Origin of the sequence: Rhodoferax sp. (genome assembly GCF_030653815.1) — a bacterium.
In the GTDB taxonomy this organism is placed as follows: Bacteria; Pseudomonadota; Gammaproteobacteria; order Burkholderiales; family Burkholderiaceae_C; genus Rhodoferax.
The window spans coordinates 127187-143220 of sequence record NZ_JAURYQ010000031.1 but is presented as its reverse complement, the minus strand read 5'-3'; the positions used below and the strand labels follow the sequence as shown (position 1 = coordinate 143220).

Genomic DNA, 16034 nt, shown 5'->3' with positions numbered 1-16034 from the left:
GGCTTTTCACCGAGCGCATGAACATCACAATTTCCACCGGCTTGTTGTCGGTGCCGGTGGCGATCATGTCCACGGTGACGGCAATGCGCGGGAAGTAGCTGTTTCTGAACGCGCTGATCAGGTTCTCTGGCTTTTCGCCGGTGGTGCGGTAGGTGATCTTCTGGGCAAAGTCGTTGCCCTTGCCAAATTCTTCGCGCAGGATTTCGACAATTTTTTCGGCGTGGTTGTCGTCTTTGGCAAACACCAGGGTCTTGGGCACCTCGGTGCGGCCGGGAAATATCTCCAGCGGCAGCTTGTCGCGGAACGTGCGCACGATGGTGCGTATCTGGTCAGGCGTTTGCACGGCGCGGTCGAGCGCGTCGGCGTCGTAGGCCATGTCTTCATCCAGCTCCTGCCAGCGGGTTTTACGCGTCAGGCGGTCACGGTAGCCCACGGAGTAGCCCGCCTCCACCTGTGCGCCCTGCTCACTCACCTGGGTGCGAATGCGGTAGACGTCGTAATTGACGTTAACACCATCGGCCACGGCCTGGGGGTGGCCGTATTCCATGACCAGGTTCTGGTTGAAGAAACCAAAGGTTTGCTTGCTGGGTGTGGCGGTCAGGCCGATGAGGTAGGCGTCAAAGTACTCCAGCACCTGGCGCCACAGGTTGTAGATGCTGCGATGGGCTTCGTCAGTGACGATGATGTCAAAGGTCTCGATGGGGAAAGCGGGGTTGTAGCCAATGGGCTCGGGCTTGGCAAACAAGTTGCCCAAGCCGTCCACGCTCTGCTCGTCGTCTTCGGGCGCCAGCTCGCGGCCTTTGAGCATGCTGAACAGCCGCTGGATGGTGCAGATGGTGACGCGGGCCGTGGTGTCGAGCTGGTTGCTTTGCAGGTGCTGGACGATGTATTCCTCGCCAAACTTGAAGTTGTTGTAGGGCGAGGTGTATTGGTCAAACTCTTTCTTGGTCTGCCGGCCCAGGTTGCCCCGGTCCACCAGAAACAGCACGCGCCGAGCACCGCCAAACTTGATCAGGCGGTAGATGAAGCTGATGGCGGTATAGGTTTTGCCGCTGCCGGTGGCCATCTGGATCAGGGCGCGCGGCTTGTTGGCCTTGAGGCTGTTTTCAAGGTTGCGAATCGCGATGATTTGCGCGGGCCACAGGCCGTCTTCGATCAGGGGCGGCATGGACTGCAAGCGGGCCAGGAAGGTGGGGCTGGCAAAACCAGCATCCTGGGCAACCTGCGGATTGCCGGTGCCTGTATGTATGACGCTGGTTGCGGGCACACCTTTGAGGAAAGCCGCCAGCGTTTCGGGCCGGTGAAAGGCAAACACGGCGCGGGCACGCGGCTCGGGGTCCAGGCCCTGGGTAAAGTGGGTCTCGATGCCGGTCGACTCGTAGCTGAAGGGCAAGGGCCGACGCCAGGCGGGCAGCGATGCCGGCAGACCCTGGGCATAACGCGCCGACTGCACTTCCACGCCCGTGAGCGTGGCGCCCTCTTTTTTGGCCTCAATCACCCCCGCGGCCTTGCCGTCGATGTAGAGCAGGTAGTCGGCAAAACCGTAGCCGGGGTTGAGGGGAAATTCGCGCAGTGCCACGCCGCGCGATGCGTGAATGTTGGCATTGGCCATGTCGCACACATGCCAGCCCGCTTGCTGCAACAGCGTGTCAATGTTTTGTCTGGCCTGTTGCTCTGGCGTCATCCCTGTCCTTTTGATTTTGAGAGCAGTTTACGCTGCCAGGACAGGGGGACGGCGGTCATTTTTTACTGCCGCCCAAAACCAAACACATTGGGCACCTCAATGCCTTCGAGCTTTTCCACCAGCCGCAGCAGCGGTTTGAGTTCGCGGTAGCGCTCGCAGGTGATGCGAATGTAGGCAATAAAGCGCGGCGTGTCGGCCAGGTACTGGGGTTTGCCGTCGCGCAGCGTCAGGCGGGCAAAGATGCCCGCCACTTTCAGGTGACGCTGCAGGCCCATCCACTCCACGCCGCGGTAAAACTCGCCGAAGTCGTCGCCCACCGGCAGGCCGGCCTTGCGGGCTTTTTCCCAGTAACGGATGGTGATGTCGAGGCAAAAGTCTTCGTCCCAGCTCAGGAACGCGTCGCGCATCAGGCTGGCAATGTCGTAGGTGATGGGGCCATACACGGCGTCCTGGAAGTCGAGCACACCCAGCACGGGCGCGTGTGCGGTGCCCGAGATCATCAGGTTTCGGGGCATGAAGTCGCGGTGCACAAAGACGCTGGGCCAGCGCAGGTTGTGGCGGATGATCTCCTCGAAGCTCTTATCCAGCGTCTGGCGCATGGCAGCGTCCATGACCACGCCCTTGTGCCGCGTGATGTACCAGTCGGGAAACAATTCCAGTTCGCGGCGCAGCAGCGCTTCGTCGTAGGGTGGCAGCACGCCGGGTTGGGAACTCAGCTGCCAGGCAATGAGCGCGTCCACCGCCTGCAGGTACAGCGGCAAATTGGCTTGGGGTTGTTCGCGCTTGATGACCTGCATCATGGTCTGCGCGCCCAGGTCGGTCAGCAGCATGAAGCCCAACGGCTCGTCCCAGGCCAGCACTTGCGGCCCGTGCACACCAGCGGCCTGCATCAGGGCGGCCACCTTGACAAAGGGCGCGCTGTTTTCCTTGTCGGGCGGCGCGTCCATGATGATGCGGCTGCCGTCCTGGGCGTCGATGCGGAAATAGCGCCGGAAACTGGCGTCGGCCGAGGCCAGGCGCAGGCTCTCCATCTGCAGCCGGTGCTGGGCGGCGACGCCAGTCAACCAGTGGGAGAATTGATCAGCGCGGACGGCGTCGCTCCAGGCGATGGCAAGGCTGGCGGGGGTTTGGGGGGGAATGTCGTGGCTCATGGATAATCCATTCTACAAATCTGTCCAGCCCTCTACCGCGCCCACTCCATGCCCGCCATCGTTTTTGACTCCCGCGCGTTTTCCAAATGCGCTGCCTGATGCCAGACACCCCTGTGTGTCAGCCGCGACGCCACGTTCGCCCGCTGCGCCTCAGCGTGCTGGCAACGCTGCTGCAATCCGCGCTGGTGAGCGCGCAGCAGGCCGTTGATGCGCCTTTGCTGCTGCAAAACAGCCCCTTGCTGCAAGAGACGATTGCGCCCGAAGTACGTGGTAGTTTGCCCAGCTTTGTCTCGGGCGAGCACATCACCGGCCGCCCGGACCTGGAGACGGTCGTGGAAGGCCAGGCCATGCTGCGCCGTGGTGACATGGTGATCAAGGCCGACCGGCTGGAATACAACCAGCCCACCGATTTGGCCAAGGCGCGCGGCCATGTACGGGTCAACCGCGCCGGCAATGTGTACGAAGGCCCCTTGCTGGAGCTGCGCCTCGATACCTTTGAAGGCTTTTTCAACGAGCCCACCTACCATTTCTTGAGCAACCAGGCCCATGGCCAGGCCGACCGGGTGGATTTTCTGGACGAGCAACGGGCAGTGATCCACAACGCCACCTTCACCACCTGTCAGCGCGTACCTGGTCCGAGCTGGATGCCGGACTGGATTTTGAAGGCCAGCACCATCACCCTGGACAACGAAGAAAATGTGGGCACCGCCACCGGCGCCTTGCTGAGCTTCAAGGGCGTGCCGCTGTTGCCGGTGCCCTACCTCAGTTTTCCGCTGAGCGAGCAGCGCAAATCAGGCGTGTTACCGCCCACCATAGGGCTGGACAATGTGAATGGCTCCGAGGTTTCAGTGCCCTATTACTGGAACATTGCACCCAACCGCGATGCCACCATCACCCCCACCCTGATGAGCAAGCGCGGCATCAACATCGGTACCGAATTTCGTTATCTGGAACCCAAGTACAGCGGTGAGGTTCAGCTGGACTGGATGCCTGCCGACAAATTGCGTGATGCCAACCGCTGGGGCCTGAACCTCAAGCACCAGGCCAGCCTCGACAGTGCCTGGACCAACAACGGCGCCGCGCTGAACCTGAGCCTGAACCGCGTCAGCGATGACAACTATTGGCGCGACTTCAGCCTGGCCAACAGCTCCCTGACGCAACGCCTGCTGGCCAACGACGCCAGCTTGTCGTGGAACAACGGCGCCTGGGCCAACAGTGTGCGCACACTCAAGTGGCAAACCCTGCAGGATGTGACAGCGCCCATCGTGCCACCCTACGACCGCTTGCCACAGCTCAGCACCAGTTACGCGCGCAACAACGTGGCAGGTTTCAACTACGCGTTCAACGCCGACTACACCCGCTTTCAGTCCGACATCACCCGCACCGGGCAAGCCAACGGCCAGCGCAGCTTTGGCGTGCTGCAGGCCAGCTATCCGCTCACCGCCCCGGCGGGATTTTTAACACCCAGGGTGCAATTGCACGCCAGCCAGTACCAGTTTGAAACACCGCTGAGCAACGGCGACACCTCCGCCAGCCGCGTGCTGCCGACCTTCAGCCTCGACAGTGGCCTGGTGTTTGAGCGCGACACCCAGTTGTTTGGCCGCAACTTGCGCCAGACCCTGGAGCCGCGGGCCTTTTATGTCCACACGCCCTACCGCGACCAAAGCCATTTGCCCAATTACGATTCGGGCGCCAACGACTTCAACCTGGCCACCATCTACACGGAAAACGCCTATGTCGGCAATGACCGTATTTCTGACAGCAATTTGCTCACGCTCGGCGTGACCACGCGCTGGCTCGACCCCGCCACCGGGGCCGAAACCGCCCGCTTGGGCATGGCGCAGCGCCTGCGCTTTTCTGACCAGAATGTCACCTTGCCCGGCGAGTTACCCGCAGAAGACCGTCTGAGCGACCTGCTGCTGGGTGGCTCGGTCCACTGGGACCCGCGCTGGAGCTTTGACGGCACGGTGCAGTTCAACCCCAAAACCGAGCGCTCGGTGCGCTCCACCCTGAGCGTCAACTACAAGCCCGGTCCGTACCGCACCCTCTCGGCAGCCTACCGCTACCAGCGCAACTCGAGCGAGCAAATTGATTTTGGCTGGCAATGGCCCATCAACGACCTGTGGGGTGACAAGGGCCAGAACCTGGGCCCCGGAAAAGGTCAGGGCGACGGGCGCTGGTACAGCGTGGGGCGCCTGAACTACAGCATGAATGAGCGCAAGTTGGTCAATGCACTGGTAGGCTTTGAATACGATGCCAGTTGCTGGCTGGGCCGCATTGTGCTGGAGCGCCTGCAGACCAGCACCAGCACGGCCACCCAGCGCATCATGTTCCAATTGGAATTCGTTGGCTTCACCCGGCTCGGGGTGAATCCGCTCAAGTCGCTCAAGGACAATATTCCCGGCTACCAAATCCTGCGTGAACCCGGCGAGTCGCCCAGCCGTTTCAGCAATTACGATTGAACCATCATGACTGTCCGATTTAAACTTTTATCTGTTGCCTTGGCCACCGCTTTGCTGGGTGCCCAAGTGCAGGCCCAGGGTTTGCGTCTGGCGCCCGCAGCAGGCGGCGCGGTCGCCGCCAGCCGCAGCGCGACCTCTGACTACATCGTGGCGGTGGTCAACTCCGAGCCGCTGACCAACACCGAGGTCCAGCGTGAAGTCTTGCGGGTGCAGCAACAGTTTGCCGCGCAACGCCGTCCGGCGCCCGATCTGCAACGACTGAACGCCGAAATGCTGGAACGCCTGATCGACCAGAAGGTCCTGCTCCAGTTCGCCCGCGAAACCGGTATCCGCGCGGAGGAATCGGCCATTGACCAGGCCGAGCAATCGATCGCGGCGCAAAATCAGCTCACGGTGGCTGAACTGCAGCGGCGGGTTGTCGCCGATGGCCTGACCGTGGGCATGTTCCGGTCCCAGTTGCGTGACCAGATCCTGATGCAGCGCCTGCGCGAACGCGACCTGGAGCCACGGGTTCGGGTAACAGACGCTGATATTGAGGCCTATTTGCAGGCACAGCAGAACACCTCGGACCCGAACCAGCTGGAAATCAACCTGGCCCAGGTTCTGATCGCGGTGCCGGAGGGTGCCAGCGCCGAGCAGGTGCAAGCCTTGCAGGTGCAGGCGAACCAGGTGCTGGCGCGCGCGCGCGCCGGCGAAGACTTTGCCACCCTGGTCCGCACCTACTCTGCTGCGTCGGCACAGTCCAATGGCGGCCAACTGGGTTTGCGCAGCACCAGCCGCTATCCGGCCTCGTTTGTGGAAGCCACGCAGCGTCTGGCGCAAGGTGAAGTGGCCGAGCTGGTGCGCTCACTGGCGGGTTTTCACATTTTGAAGGTGGTCGAGAAAGTCAACGCGGGCTTGCCCGCCATGGCCGTCACGCAAAGCCGGGCCCGCCATATCCTGCTGCGGCCCTCAGCGCAGCTCAGTGAAACCCAGGCCAAGGCACGTTTGCTCGATTTCAAGAAGCAGGTGCAGGCCGGACAGGCCGACTTTGCCGCACTGGCGCGCGAGCATTCGCAGGACGGCAGCGCGGCGCAGGGGGGCGACCTGGGCTGGGCCAGCCCGGGCATGTTTGTGCCCGAATTTGAAGCCGTGATGAACCAGTTGGCCCCGGGTGAAGTCAGTGAGCCGCTGCTGTCGCGCTTTGGCCTGCACCTGATCCAGCTGCAGGAGCGGCGCCAGGCCAAACTCAGCGAGGCCGAACAACGCGAGTCGGTGCGCGCCCTGTTGCGTGAGAAAAAGCGCGATGAAGCTGCGCAGACCTGGACCCAGGAACTGCGTGGCCGGGCCTACGTCGAGCTGCGTGACGCGCCACTCTAAAGGGTCCGGTTTGAAACACGGCAAGCACATTCCGCGCAAGCGCTTCGGCCAACATTTCCTGGCCGATGGCAGCATCATCGAGGCCATTGTGGACGCCATTGACCCGCAGCCGGGTCAGGCCATGGTTGAAATTGGCCCGGGCCTCGCAGCGCTCACGCAACCCCTGGTGGAGCGGCTCGGCGCCTTGACCGTGATCGAACTCGACCGCGACCTGGCACAACGCCTGCGCAGCCATGGCCAGTTGCGGGTGATTGAATCGGATGTGCTGAAAGTCGACTTTGCCCAAGTGGCGCAGGCGCAAGCTGCACCAAAGCTGCGGGTGGTGGGCAATCTGCCGTACAACATTTCCACCCCGATCCTGTTTCATTTGTTGCAGTACGTGGACATCATCGAAGACCAGCACTTCATGCTGCAAAAGGAAGTGATCGACCGCATGGTGGCCAGGCCGTCAACCGCCGCTTACGGTCGCCTGAGCGTGATGCTGCAGTGGCGTTATGCCATGGAAAACGTGCTGTTCGTCCCGCCTGAGAGCTTTGATCCGCCGCCACGCGTGGACAGCGCCGTGGTGCGCATGCTGCCACGCGCGGACGCGGCGGCACTCAATGAACAGGCTTTAAGCGAGCTGGTGCAGGTGGCGTTCAGCCAGCGGCGCAAACTGCTGCGCCACACGCTGGGCGCCTGGTTGCAGGCGAAAAACTTTAGCGGGGAATTTGATGTCCAGCGGCGCGCCGAAGAGGTCCCGGTGGACGAATACCTGCGACTGGCGCTGGCCGTGGCCAGCGCGCAGGTTTTGGCTTAAGCGGTGGTCCAGTAGCCCGCGTTGAACGGGCTGCTCATGCGCAAGGCTTGCGGCGAGATGTCGAGCAGCTTGTCGGTCGGCATTTTTTCGCCGTTTTCAGTGAGCAACTCAATGCCCGAAGTTGGCGGATTGCCAGCCACCTGAGCGTGGTCGCCCTTGGCAGCGAATGCAGCCCGCGCCACCGAAAAGGAATAAAAGCAGCGGAACGGAATCTTGCGGTCACCCCAGTAGTCAGCGGTGTCACGGAAAATGTCGAGCAGTTGTTCGCGCGCTTCCTTGTCGAACTTGGCGTGCGCCGGAATGTGCTCCAGCACCACGATAAAGCCAGGCTGCGGGCCGGACTTGTGGACCGGGTCGGTCATGCTGTCGTAGAGCGAATCAAAGTTCTTGCCCACGGCCACGGTCAGCATGAACTGCTGGCCAATCAGATCAAGCACATCCTGCTTGCTTTGGGCGTTGGCGATGTTGGCGTACAGGAAGTGCTGACCCATGGCCTGCGCGGCGTCCTGCAGGTCCTGCACCCGAAAAGCCCGGATCGACTGCACGATGTTGGGGCGAACACCCTTCAAAATCGTCTCCGAGACGTTTTTGACTGGGGCTTCAGCAAGGGTTTGACTCAGTGTCATTTGGGTTTCTCTTTTCACAATTTATAAACTAACAATTCAAATTCAGGGCGTCGAATTCAGGGCGTAATCTGACGAAAACTGGCATAGTGATCGGCGGTGTAATAACAAATCTCTGGCCTTTGAACCTGGCCTCCGCACACAATCCGCCTGACACCCCGGTGCTTCAGCCCGGGCGTCGGAACGGTATATTCGCGATAAAAACCACGTTTTTGAGCGGGTAGCAAACGCTCCCGATTGCCAAAAACAGAACCATCCTTCTCACTGTCAAACGGACCACCCTGGTGGATACGTCGGTAAATTTCCATGCCGGGGCTGGGCAGCTCAGCCAAACTGATCGTGCTTTGCAAAGCCACGGACGGAGGCGCCTTGGCCTGGATTCCAACCGCAAGCAAGGCTGCAGCAATCGTCAAGCCAGTCAACACCAACTTAAAACGGTTCAACCACGACATTGCTTCAATTTCCAATAAAAAAGTTCGGGTAAACCCGAACATTGAAGGCTCAAGTGTCGCTGATTTGACAAAAAAAAGCAAGTCACTGCCCAATTCATGGGCAACACAAGCGAAGGGAATAAGGGCTAAGCGCTGGTCCGCTTAGCCCGTTTGAGGCCGAAAACCGGGTTGGTTTAACGGATGGCGTTGGCGTCGGCGACGGTCAGGGCAGTCATGTTGACAATGCGGCGCACGGTGGTGCTGGCCGTCAGGATATGCACCGGCTTGGCCGCGCCCAGCAGCACCGGACCCACGGCAATATTGCCGCCGGCTGCCATTTTGAGCAGGTTGTAGGCAATATTGGCGGCATCGATGTTGGGCAAGACCAGCAAGTTGGCGTCACCATGCAGGGTGCTGTTGGGCATGAGGTTGGCCCGTGATGCGCCATCCAGCGCCACATCACCGTGCATTTCGCCATCCACTTCGAGCCACGGGGCGTTCGCGCGCAACAGCGCCAGCGTGGCGCGCATTTTGACGGCGCTAGGCTGGTCGCTGCTGCCAAAGTTGGAGTGCGACAGCAAGGCAGCCTTGGGCGGAATGCCAAAGCGCATCATTTCCTCGGCAGCCATCACCGTGATTTCAGCCAGTTGCTCGGCAGTGGGGTCGTAGTTGACATGGGTGTCGACCAAAAACACCTGCCGGCCGGGCAACATCAGGCCATTCATGCAGGCATAGGTGTTGACGCCAGCGCGCCGGCCCACCACCTGGTCAATGTATTGCAAATGCACCGGGGTGGTGCCCCAGGTGCCACAAATCAGGCCATCGACATAGCCCTTGTGCAGCAACATGCTGCCAATCAGCGTCAGGCGGCGGCGCATTTCAATCTTGGCCACCTGCGCCGTGATGCCCTTGCGCTCGGTCATGCGGTGGTAGCTTTGCCAGAAGTCGCGGTAGCGCTCGTCGAGCTCGACGTTGACCACGTCGTAATCCACGCCCTGCTTGAGTCGCAAGCCAAATTTTTCAACGCGCTCGGCAATCACCTTGGGGCGCCCGATCAGGGTCGGCATGGCCAGGCCTTCGTCGACCACGATTTGCGCGGCGCGCAGCACGCGTTCTTCTTCACCCTCGGCAAAAGCCACACGTTTCTTGAGCGCCTTCTTGGCCGCGGTAAAGATCGGCTTCATCACCGTGCCCGACGCGTAGACAAAGCTTTGCAACCGTTCCCGGTAAGCGTCCATGTCGGTGATGGGGCGCAGCGCCACGCCACTGTCAAAAGCCGCTTGCGCCACCGCCGGCGCCACCTTCATCATCAGGCGCGGGTCAAACGGCTTGGGAATCAGGTACTCACGGCCAAAGGCCAGCGGCTCGCCGGCATAGGCGGCAGCCACCACTTCGCTTTGCTCGGCCTGGGCCAGCTCGGCAATGGCATGCACCGCGGCCATTTCCATCTCGACCGTGATGGTCGAGGCACCGGCATCCAGCGCACCGCGAAAGATGTACGGGAAGCACAGGATGTTGTTGATCTGGTTGGGGTAATCCGAACGCCCGGTGCCCATGATGGCATCGTCGCGCACGGCCTTGACTTCCTCGGGGGTGATCTCGGGCGTGGGGTTGGCCAGCGCAAAAATGATCGGGTTGGGCGCCATGCGCTTGACCATATCGGCCTTCAGTACACCCCCGGCCGACAGGCCCAAAAACACATCGGCGTTGTCGATGACTTCGCCCAGCTTGCGGGCATCCGTTTTTTGCGCATAAATGGCCTTGTCGGGGTCCATCAACTCAAGCCGGCCTTCGTACACCACACCAGCCAGGTCGGTGACCCAGACGTTTTCACGCGGGATACCCAGCTTGACCAGCAAGCCGACGCAGGCCAGCGCCGCCGCACCGGCACCCGAGGTGACCAGTTTCACGTCCTTGGGTTCTTTGCCGGCCACCTTCAGACCGTTCAGAATGGCCGCACCCACCGTGATGGCCGTACCGTGCTGGTCGTCGTGAAAAACCGGAATCTTCATGCGCTCGCGCAATTTGCGCTCAACGTAAAAGCAGTCGGGAGCCTTGATGTCTTCGAGGTTGATGCCGCCAAAGGTCGGCTCCAGCGAGGCGATGATGTCGACCAGTTTGTCAAGGTCGTGCTTTTCGTCGATCTCGATGTCAAAGACATCGATGCCGGCGAACTTCTTGAACAGCACGGCCTTGCCTTCCATCACCGGCTTGCCCGCCAGCGGCCCGATGTCGCCCAGACCCAGCACCGCCGTGCCGTTGGTCACCACGCCCACCAGGTTACCCCGGCTGGTGTATTTGAAGACGTTGTTGGGGTCCTTGACAATTTCCTCACAGGGAATGGCCACACCGGGTGAATACGCCAGCGCCAGGTCATGCTGATTGACCAGTTGTTTGGTCGCCGCGATGGCAAGCTTGCCCGGCTTGGGATACTGGTGGTATTCCAGCGCGGCGCGGCGCAATTCGGCGCGTTTGTCTTCGGCGGTGGCGGGTGCGGCTTGCGTCATGAGGTCTCCTGCTGATATGAACCGGGCCAACAGGGCCGGCATTCGCGTTTGCTTGGAGAGAAATTGTATGCCTTGACATATCAGCCATCACTGAAGCGTTGCTCACCTTGCGGGCGCAGCAGTTTTTACTTTTTGCAGCGGCACCGGCGCGCAGGTTCACACCACCTGTTTGGCCAACTCGGCGCGGCGGCTGGTTTGCGGTCCACTGAGCGCAAAACCTTTTACCGCATGATCGGCGTCGGTGAACAGCCAGACACCAGGTTCCGTTTGCGCCCACTGGCCCGCCATGCCCGGTGCGGCCGGCGCCACCACCAACGGCAATGCCGGCGTCTTGATGGCCACCGGCATCAGCGGGAACTGCACCGGAGTTGATTGGCCAGCCAGGGTAGCGGCCAGCGCTTTGCCAGCGTGCATGATGGGCATGACGTAGGGCAGCGTGCGGCCGTTGGCGTATTGGGCGCCATCTCCTAAAGCGTACACATGGGCGGCGCTGGTTTGGAGCTGGACGTCCACCACAATGCCACGCTCACAAACCAGACCCGCCGCCTGTGCCAGGCTCAGATCGGCACGCAAACCAATGGCACTGAGCACCACATCGGCCACCAGCACCTCGCCATTGGCCAGCTGCACTTGCAGGGCGCTGCCGGGTCCGGCGTGGTGATCAACCCGCTGCACCGTGGTGCCAAAGTGCCAAGCCACGCCATGGTTGGCCAGTGCTTCACGCAATGCCTCGCCCAGACCTGCGGGTAACAAGGCCGCCATCGGGCTGGCAGACGGGTCAACCACCGTCACCTCAAAGCCGGAAGCAATCAGGTCATTGGCAAATTCACAGCCGATCAGGCCGGCGCCCATGATCACCACGCGTTGCCTGAGTTCAATGCCTCGATCCGCAGCAACACGGTTCACGCCGGTCAAACGGGCATGAAACTCGGAAAAGTCCTGCAATGCGTTGACCGACAACACCTCGCCGGCGGCATCACCGGCCATGGGAACGCGGATCGGTTGGGCGCCGGTCGCCAACACCAATTTGGCGTAGCTGAAATCGCCTGCGCTGGTGTGAACCATACGGGCAGCAGCGTCGATGGCATTGACGCGGGTATGCGCCAGCAGCGTGACGTTCTGGCTTGTCGCCATGCTGGCTGCCGGTGTGGTCACCAACTGCGTCGGGCCGCGCTTTTGGACGAAGGCGTTGGACAACGACGGCTTGGCATAAAAGTCGCCGCTGTCGGCCGTGATCAGCAGCACCGGCGTGGTTTTGTCCAGCTTGCGCAGCTCGCGCGCGGTGGTCCAGCCGGCCAGGCCCGCGCCGATGATGATGATGGGATGTTGCATGGTGTTCTCGTCAATCGCAAGCTTAAAAACTTAAAGTGTTGGGGACAGAGCTAAAGATCTGTCCCGCAATGTCTCAGATTTCAACCATTTCGAAGTCGGCCTTGGCGACGCCGCAGTCCGGGCAGGCCCAGTCTTCGGGCACGTCGGCCCATTGGGTGCCGGGGGCAATGCCGTCTTCGGGGTGGCCGGCGGCCTCGTCATAGACAAAGCCGCAAACGATGCACATATATGATTTCATGGTGTTTTCCAGTTTAAATTGAGTTGGGTAAAGGGTGGGTGCGGACTCAGGCGCTCACTTTGGCCAGTTGGGCCTGGTAGTGCTTGGCGTGGCGCTCTTCCACCTTGGCCAGTGCGGCAAAGCGCTTTTGTGCTTTTTCCAGAGTGGCCTTGAACTGGGCCGCGTGCACCTTGCTTTCTTCGATCTGCTCGTCCATCTCGGCGATGGCCGCAGCTTGGCCCTCGGCCTCGGCGGTGGCACGGAAACCGGGGTACATCTCGGTGTACTCATAGGTTTCGCCGTCAATCGCAATCTGCAAGGCCTTGGCCGGGGTCATGCTGGCTTTGGGGTAAAGCAGGTCGAGGTGGCCAAAGGCGTGCATCACTTCCTGATCGGCCGTTGCTTCAAAGGTGCGGGCCGTGTCTTCGTCGCCCATTTCGCGGGCCAGCTTGGCAAAGTAGCGGTACTTGATGTGGGCCATGGATTCGCCGGCAAAGGCAGCTTCGAGGTTGGCCATGGTCTTGATTTCGGGGCGGATCGTTGCAGTCATGATGAACTCCTGAGGTTTGAAACAATTTGCTGATAGACGGTTTCGATCAGCACAGGAGGAATGTTAGCCCCAATCTATTAATTAAACCAATTGGCATTCGCTAATTGATTGATAGTCGCTATCAAAAGAACCGCAACTACACCTGCGGCAGCAAAAAGCGCCGCTCCCAGGCGCTGATTTCGCGCTGAAAACTCGCCCATTCGAGTGCCTTGACCGCGCAATAGCCTGTGACAAATGGGTCGCCAAACTGCGTCCGCGCAAATGCGCTGTGTTGCATGGCTTGCACAGATTCCTCCATGCTGCGCGGCAGGCTGTGGGCTGAGTCATAGCCGTTGCCCGCCAACGGCTCCGAGGAGGCCAGCTGCGCTTGCAAGCCCTCAAGCCCGGCCGCCAGCGAGGCCGCCATGGCCAGGTAGGGATTGGCATCGGCGCCGGCCAGCCGGTTCTCAACCCGGCGTGCGCTCGGCCCGCTGGCCGGGATGCGCAGCCCGGTGGTGCGGTTGTCATAACCCCATTGCAGGTTCACTGGCGCCTGGCTGCCCGCCACATAGCGCCGGTACGAGTTGACGTTCGGCGCGAGCATCAGCATCAGCTCAGGCAAAAAAGTTTGCAGCCCTGCAATGAAATGGCCCAGGTGCGGACTCTCGCTGCCGTCGGCCAGGCTGAACACGTTGTTGCCCTCGGTGTCGATCACACTGATGTGCAAGTGCATGGAGTTGCCGGCGCTGCCCGCAATGGGTTTGGCCATGAAGACAGCGTTGAGGCCGTGCTTCAGCGCAATCTCACGCGCAGCGTACTTGAACAAAAAGGCCTGATCGGCCACGGCCATGACGTCGCCGTGCAGCAGGTTGACCTCGTACTGCGTCGCGCCCACCTCGTGGATCCAGGTGTCGGTGGCAATGCCCAGCGTGCGGCAAGCGTCGCGCAATTCGTTCCAGAACGGCGCCAGCTCGTTGAGCATGTTGAGGCTGAACGCGCTTTGCCCCACTTCGGCGCGGCCACCCCGCACCACGGGTGCCTGCAAAGGCTGCGCCGGGTCGGCGTTGGGTGCGGTCAAATAGAACTCGATCTCGGGCGCCACCACCGGCCGCAAGCCCAGCGCCGCGTACCGGGCCAGCACGCCTTTCAAGGTGCTGCGCGGGGCAAATTGGCACAAGCTGCCGTCCAGCTCCAGGCAGTCATGGATCGCCACCGCGCGCGGCACGTTGGCCCAGGGCGCGAGCGCCACCGTGGCGTAATCGGGCAGCAAGCGCACGTCGGGGTCAGAATCAGGAAAGACCGGGTTGTAGGAGTAGTCCCCTGTGACCGCCTGCATCGGGATGGCCTGGCAAATGCGCAATTCCTCACCGGCCAGAAAACGCTCGGCGGGCATCAGCTTGCCGCGCGGGTAACCTGAAATGTCAGGAAAGATGCACTCCACGTCGCGCACGCCGTGCTGGCTGAACAGGGCGCGGATGGCTTCTGTGGAGCGTGACGGCGGTGCTGATTCGGCCGCACGGGCAGGGTCGGGCTGGAGCATGGGACCAAAGTGCAAAGTGAAGGTGCGCCCAGTTTAAGCCGACTGATCAAAACAGTCGGGTGATGCGCTTTGCGGAGGTCAGGAGGAGACCGCGCAGCGGGCGGGGGACACACAGCAAAGCGCATCGCCCGGCTGTTTCATCAGCAGCCTTGACCAGAGCCACTTGCCCTGCTCAGCTGTTGGCGCGCCGCTTCAGCCAGCGCATCAGGCTGCCCACCAGCGGCAGCTTTTCGTACAGCTCTTCGGCAGCGTCCCAGTAGTCGCGGTGCAGGGTGATACGTCCCCCCTCGTCCAGCACCAGGTGCGAGCCGCCCAAAATGCACTGCGGCTGGCCCGGCGCAAAGCGCTTGAAGGCAAAGTGGAATTCCCAGGTCAGAAAACATTGCCGACCGTCAACGATACGTTCGGTGATGACAAAGCGTGGCTGCACCAGGCTCACGTCCATATGCCGAAAAATGGCGGCAATGGCGGGCCAGCCGCGCACGTCGTTGAACGGGTCCTTGAAGCGGGCGTTGGGCGCGTACAGGGCTTCAAGCGTGTCGATGTGCTCGGGGTCCAGGGTCTCGAAGGCGTGCACGATGGCGTCAACAGCAGGTTTCATGGCAGCAGTCAGTGCGATTTCAGGCGCCGGGTCAGGGCGAAATAGACGGGGTAAGGCAGGCAGCGCAGCATTTTCAACCAGAAGGTGAAGCGCTTTGGGAAATGGATCTCGAACTGGCCGCGTGCCCAGCCCTTGAGAATGGCCTGGGCCGCCTGCGCCGGGCTGATCAGTGCCGGCATTTTGAAGCTGTTTTGCGCGGTGAGTGGCGTTTCGACAAAACCCGGGTTGACCAACGACACACCCACCCCTTGGGCGTGCAGGTCGAGGTACAGCGTCTCGGCGAGGTTGATGAGGGCCGCCTTGGTGGGCCCGTAGGCCAGGCTGTTGGGCAGACCGCGGTAACCCGCCACGCTGGCCATCAGGCTGATATGGCCGCGACGGTCTTGCGGCTGGGCCAGCAGCCCGGGCAGCACGGCGTCCAGCAGATGAAGGGCACCGAGGTAATTGACCTGGTTGTGGCGCAGCAGGTCGGGCAGATCGAGCCGGACTGCCGTCATGGCGCGGTAGTGGCCGGCGCAGTAGACCACAGCATCGAGCGGGCCTTGGGTCAACAGCGCCTGCGCCGCGCGCTTCACGGCCGGCGCGTCGGTCACGTCCAGCGGCACAGCTTGGGCGCCGGCATGCTGGCTGGCAAAGTCGTCCAGCGCCGCCGCATCGCGGGCCGACACGATGACTTGAGCGCCCTGCGCGTGCAAGGCCTGCGCCGTGGCGCGCCCGATGCCGCTGGAAGCGCCGACCAGCCAGACCCGCCGACCGGTCCAGTCCGTCATGCGCGCGTTAAGTGCCATGCGCTGCCGTG

At 61.7% G+C, this 16034-nt stretch carries 13 protein-coding genes and 1 pseudogene; 3 read left to right on the top strand and 11 right to left on the bottom strand.

The genetic code is table 11. The features are described 5' to 3' along the window. Together Q7U49_RS11095 and Q7U49_RS11090 are read right to left on the bottom strand one after the other, a co-directional pair. Positions 1-1684: DEAD/DEAH box helicase family protein (locus Q7U49_RS11095; RefSeq protein ID WP_304764335.1), on the bottom strand; the 1684-nt coding region annotated here is incomplete at its 3' end. Between the two features lie 62 nt (positions 1685-1746). Next, entirely contained in the window at positions 1747-2835 is a 1089-nt protein-coding gene (locus Q7U49_RS11090; RefSeq protein WP_304764334.1) for an aminoglycoside phosphotransferase family protein, read from the bottom strand. 98 nt (positions 2836-2933) lie between these two features. Here Q7U49_RS11090 and Q7U49_RS11085 point away from each other — a divergent pair, with 98 nt between their 5' ends. The 3 genes from Q7U49_RS11085 to rsmA are packed head-to-tail and all read left to right on the top strand — an operon-like array spanning position 2934 to position 7455. After that, positions 2934-5297, top strand: a complete 2364-nt coding sequence (locus tag Q7U49_RS11085; RefSeq protein WP_304764333.1) for an LPS-assembly protein LptD — start codon at positions 2934-2936, stop codon at positions 5295-5297. A 6-nt stretch (positions 5298-5303) separates the two neighbouring features. Further along, the gene (locus tag Q7U49_RS11080) at positions 5304-6656 is read left to right on the top strand and encodes a peptidylprolyl isomerase (protein WP_304764332.1); all 1353 of its coding nucleotides are present in this window, start codon (positions 5304-5306) and stop codon (positions 6654-6656) included. Between the two features lie 10 nt (positions 6657-6666). After that, a complete protein-coding gene (rsmA, locus tag Q7U49_RS11075) occupies positions 6667-7455 on the top strand; it encodes a 16S rRNA (adenine(1518)-N(6)/adenine(1519)-N(6))-dimethyltransferase RsmA (protein ID WP_304764331.1) in 789 nt (262 codons plus the stop codon). Between the two features lie 185 nt (positions 7456-7640). Here the strand turns inward: rsmA and Q7U49_RS11070 are convergent. The 9 genes and pseudogenes from Q7U49_RS11070 to Q7U49_RS11030 all read right to left on the bottom strand — a co-directional run. Continuing rightward, positions 7641-8081, bottom strand: a pseudogene (locus tag Q7U49_RS11070) (barstar family protein); the annotation flags it as partial. Between the two features lie 56 nt (positions 8082-8137). Beyond that, positions 8138-8530: a ribonuclease domain-containing protein gene (locus tag Q7U49_RS11065; protein WP_304764339.1), complete on the bottom strand. Its 393-nt coding sequence runs from the start codon at positions 8528-8530 to the stop codon at positions 8138-8140. A 173-nt stretch (positions 8531-8703) separates the two neighbouring features. Beyond that, a complete protein-coding gene (locus Q7U49_RS11060) occupies positions 8704-11016 on the bottom strand; it encodes an NADP-dependent malic enzyme (RefSeq protein ID WP_304764329.1) in 2313 nt (770 codons plus the stop codon). A 156-nt stretch (positions 11017-11172) separates the two neighbouring features. After that, the gene (locus Q7U49_RS11055) at positions 11173-12348 is read right to left on the bottom strand and encodes an FAD-dependent oxidoreductase (protein WP_304764328.1); all 1176 of its coding nucleotides are present in this window, start codon (positions 12346-12348) and stop codon (positions 11173-11175) included. Between the two features lie 73 nt (positions 12349-12421). Further along, positions 12422-12586, bottom strand: a complete 165-nt coding sequence (locus Q7U49_RS11050; protein WP_304764327.1) for a rubredoxin — start codon at positions 12584-12586, stop codon at positions 12422-12424. Between the two features lie 46 nt (positions 12587-12632). After that, complete coding sequence (locus Q7U49_RS11045) at positions 12633-13115, bottom strand: rubrerythrin family protein (RefSeq protein WP_304764326.1); 483 nt, start codon at positions 13113-13115, stop codon at positions 12633-12635. A gap of 136 nt (positions 13116-13251) precedes the next feature. Then, positions 13252-14634: a glutamine synthetase family protein gene (locus Q7U49_RS11040; RefSeq protein WP_304764325.1), complete on the bottom strand. Its 1383-nt coding sequence runs from the start codon at positions 14632-14634 to the stop codon at positions 13252-13254. A 172-nt stretch (positions 14635-14806) separates the two neighbouring features. Then, positions 14807-15235 carry a nuclear transport factor 2 family protein gene (locus tag Q7U49_RS11035; protein WP_304764324.1) on the bottom strand — a complete coding sequence of 143 codons (429 nt, stop codon included), beginning with the start codon at positions 15233-15235 and terminating at the stop codon, positions 14807-14809. Between the two features lie 8 nt (positions 15236-15243). Then, positions 15244-16023 carry an SDR family NAD(P)-dependent oxidoreductase gene (locus tag Q7U49_RS11030; protein ID WP_304764323.1) on the bottom strand — a complete coding sequence of 260 codons (780 nt, stop codon included), beginning with the start codon at positions 16021-16023 and terminating at the stop codon, positions 15244-15246. Between the last annotated feature and the right edge of the window lie 11 nt (positions 16024-16034).

Bases quoted from the DNA above. Each gene is read 5' to 3' on its own strand.
- Q7U49_RS11090 (WP_304764334.1), bottom strand. From the start codon at position 2,835: ATGAGCCACGACATTCCCCCCCAAACCCCCGCCAGCCTTGCCATCGCC.
- Q7U49_RS11085 (WP_304764333.1), top strand. From the start codon at position 2,934: ATGCCAGACACCCCTGTGTGTCAGCCGCGACGCCACGTTCGCCCGCTG.
- Q7U49_RS11080 (WP_304764332.1), top strand. From the start codon at position 5,304: ATGACTGTCCGATTTAAACTTTTATCTGTTGCCTTGGCCACCGCTTTG.
- Q7U49_RS11065 (WP_304764339.1), bottom strand. From the start codon at position 8,530: ATGTCGTGGTTGAACCGTTTTAAGTTGGTGTTGACTGGCTTGACGATT.
- Q7U49_RS11060 (WP_304764329.1), bottom strand. From the start codon at position 11,016: ATGACGCAAGCCGCACCCGCCACCGCCGAAGACAAACGCGCCGAATTG.
- Q7U49_RS11055 (WP_304764328.1), bottom strand. From the start codon at position 12,348: ATGCAACATCCCATCATCATCATCGGCGCGGGCCTGGCCGGCTGGACC.
- Q7U49_RS11050 (WP_304764327.1), bottom strand. From the start codon at position 12,586: ATGAAATCATATATGTGCATCGTTTGCGGCTTTGTCTATGACGAGGCC.
- Q7U49_RS11045 (WP_304764326.1), bottom strand. From the start codon at position 13,115: ATGACTGCAACGATCCGCCCCGAAATCAAGACCATGGCCAACCTCGAA.
- Q7U49_RS11040 (WP_304764325.1), bottom strand. From the start codon at position 14,634: ATGCTCCAGCCCGACCCTGCCCGTGCGGCCGAATCAGCACCGCCGTCA.
- Q7U49_RS11035 (WP_304764324.1), bottom strand. From the start codon at position 15,235: ATGAAACCTGCTGTTGACGCCATCGTGCACGCCTTCGAGACCCTGGAC.
- Q7U49_RS11030 (WP_304764323.1), bottom strand. From the start codon at position 16,023: ATGGCACTTAACGCGCGCATGACGGACTGGACCGGTCGGCGGGTCTGG.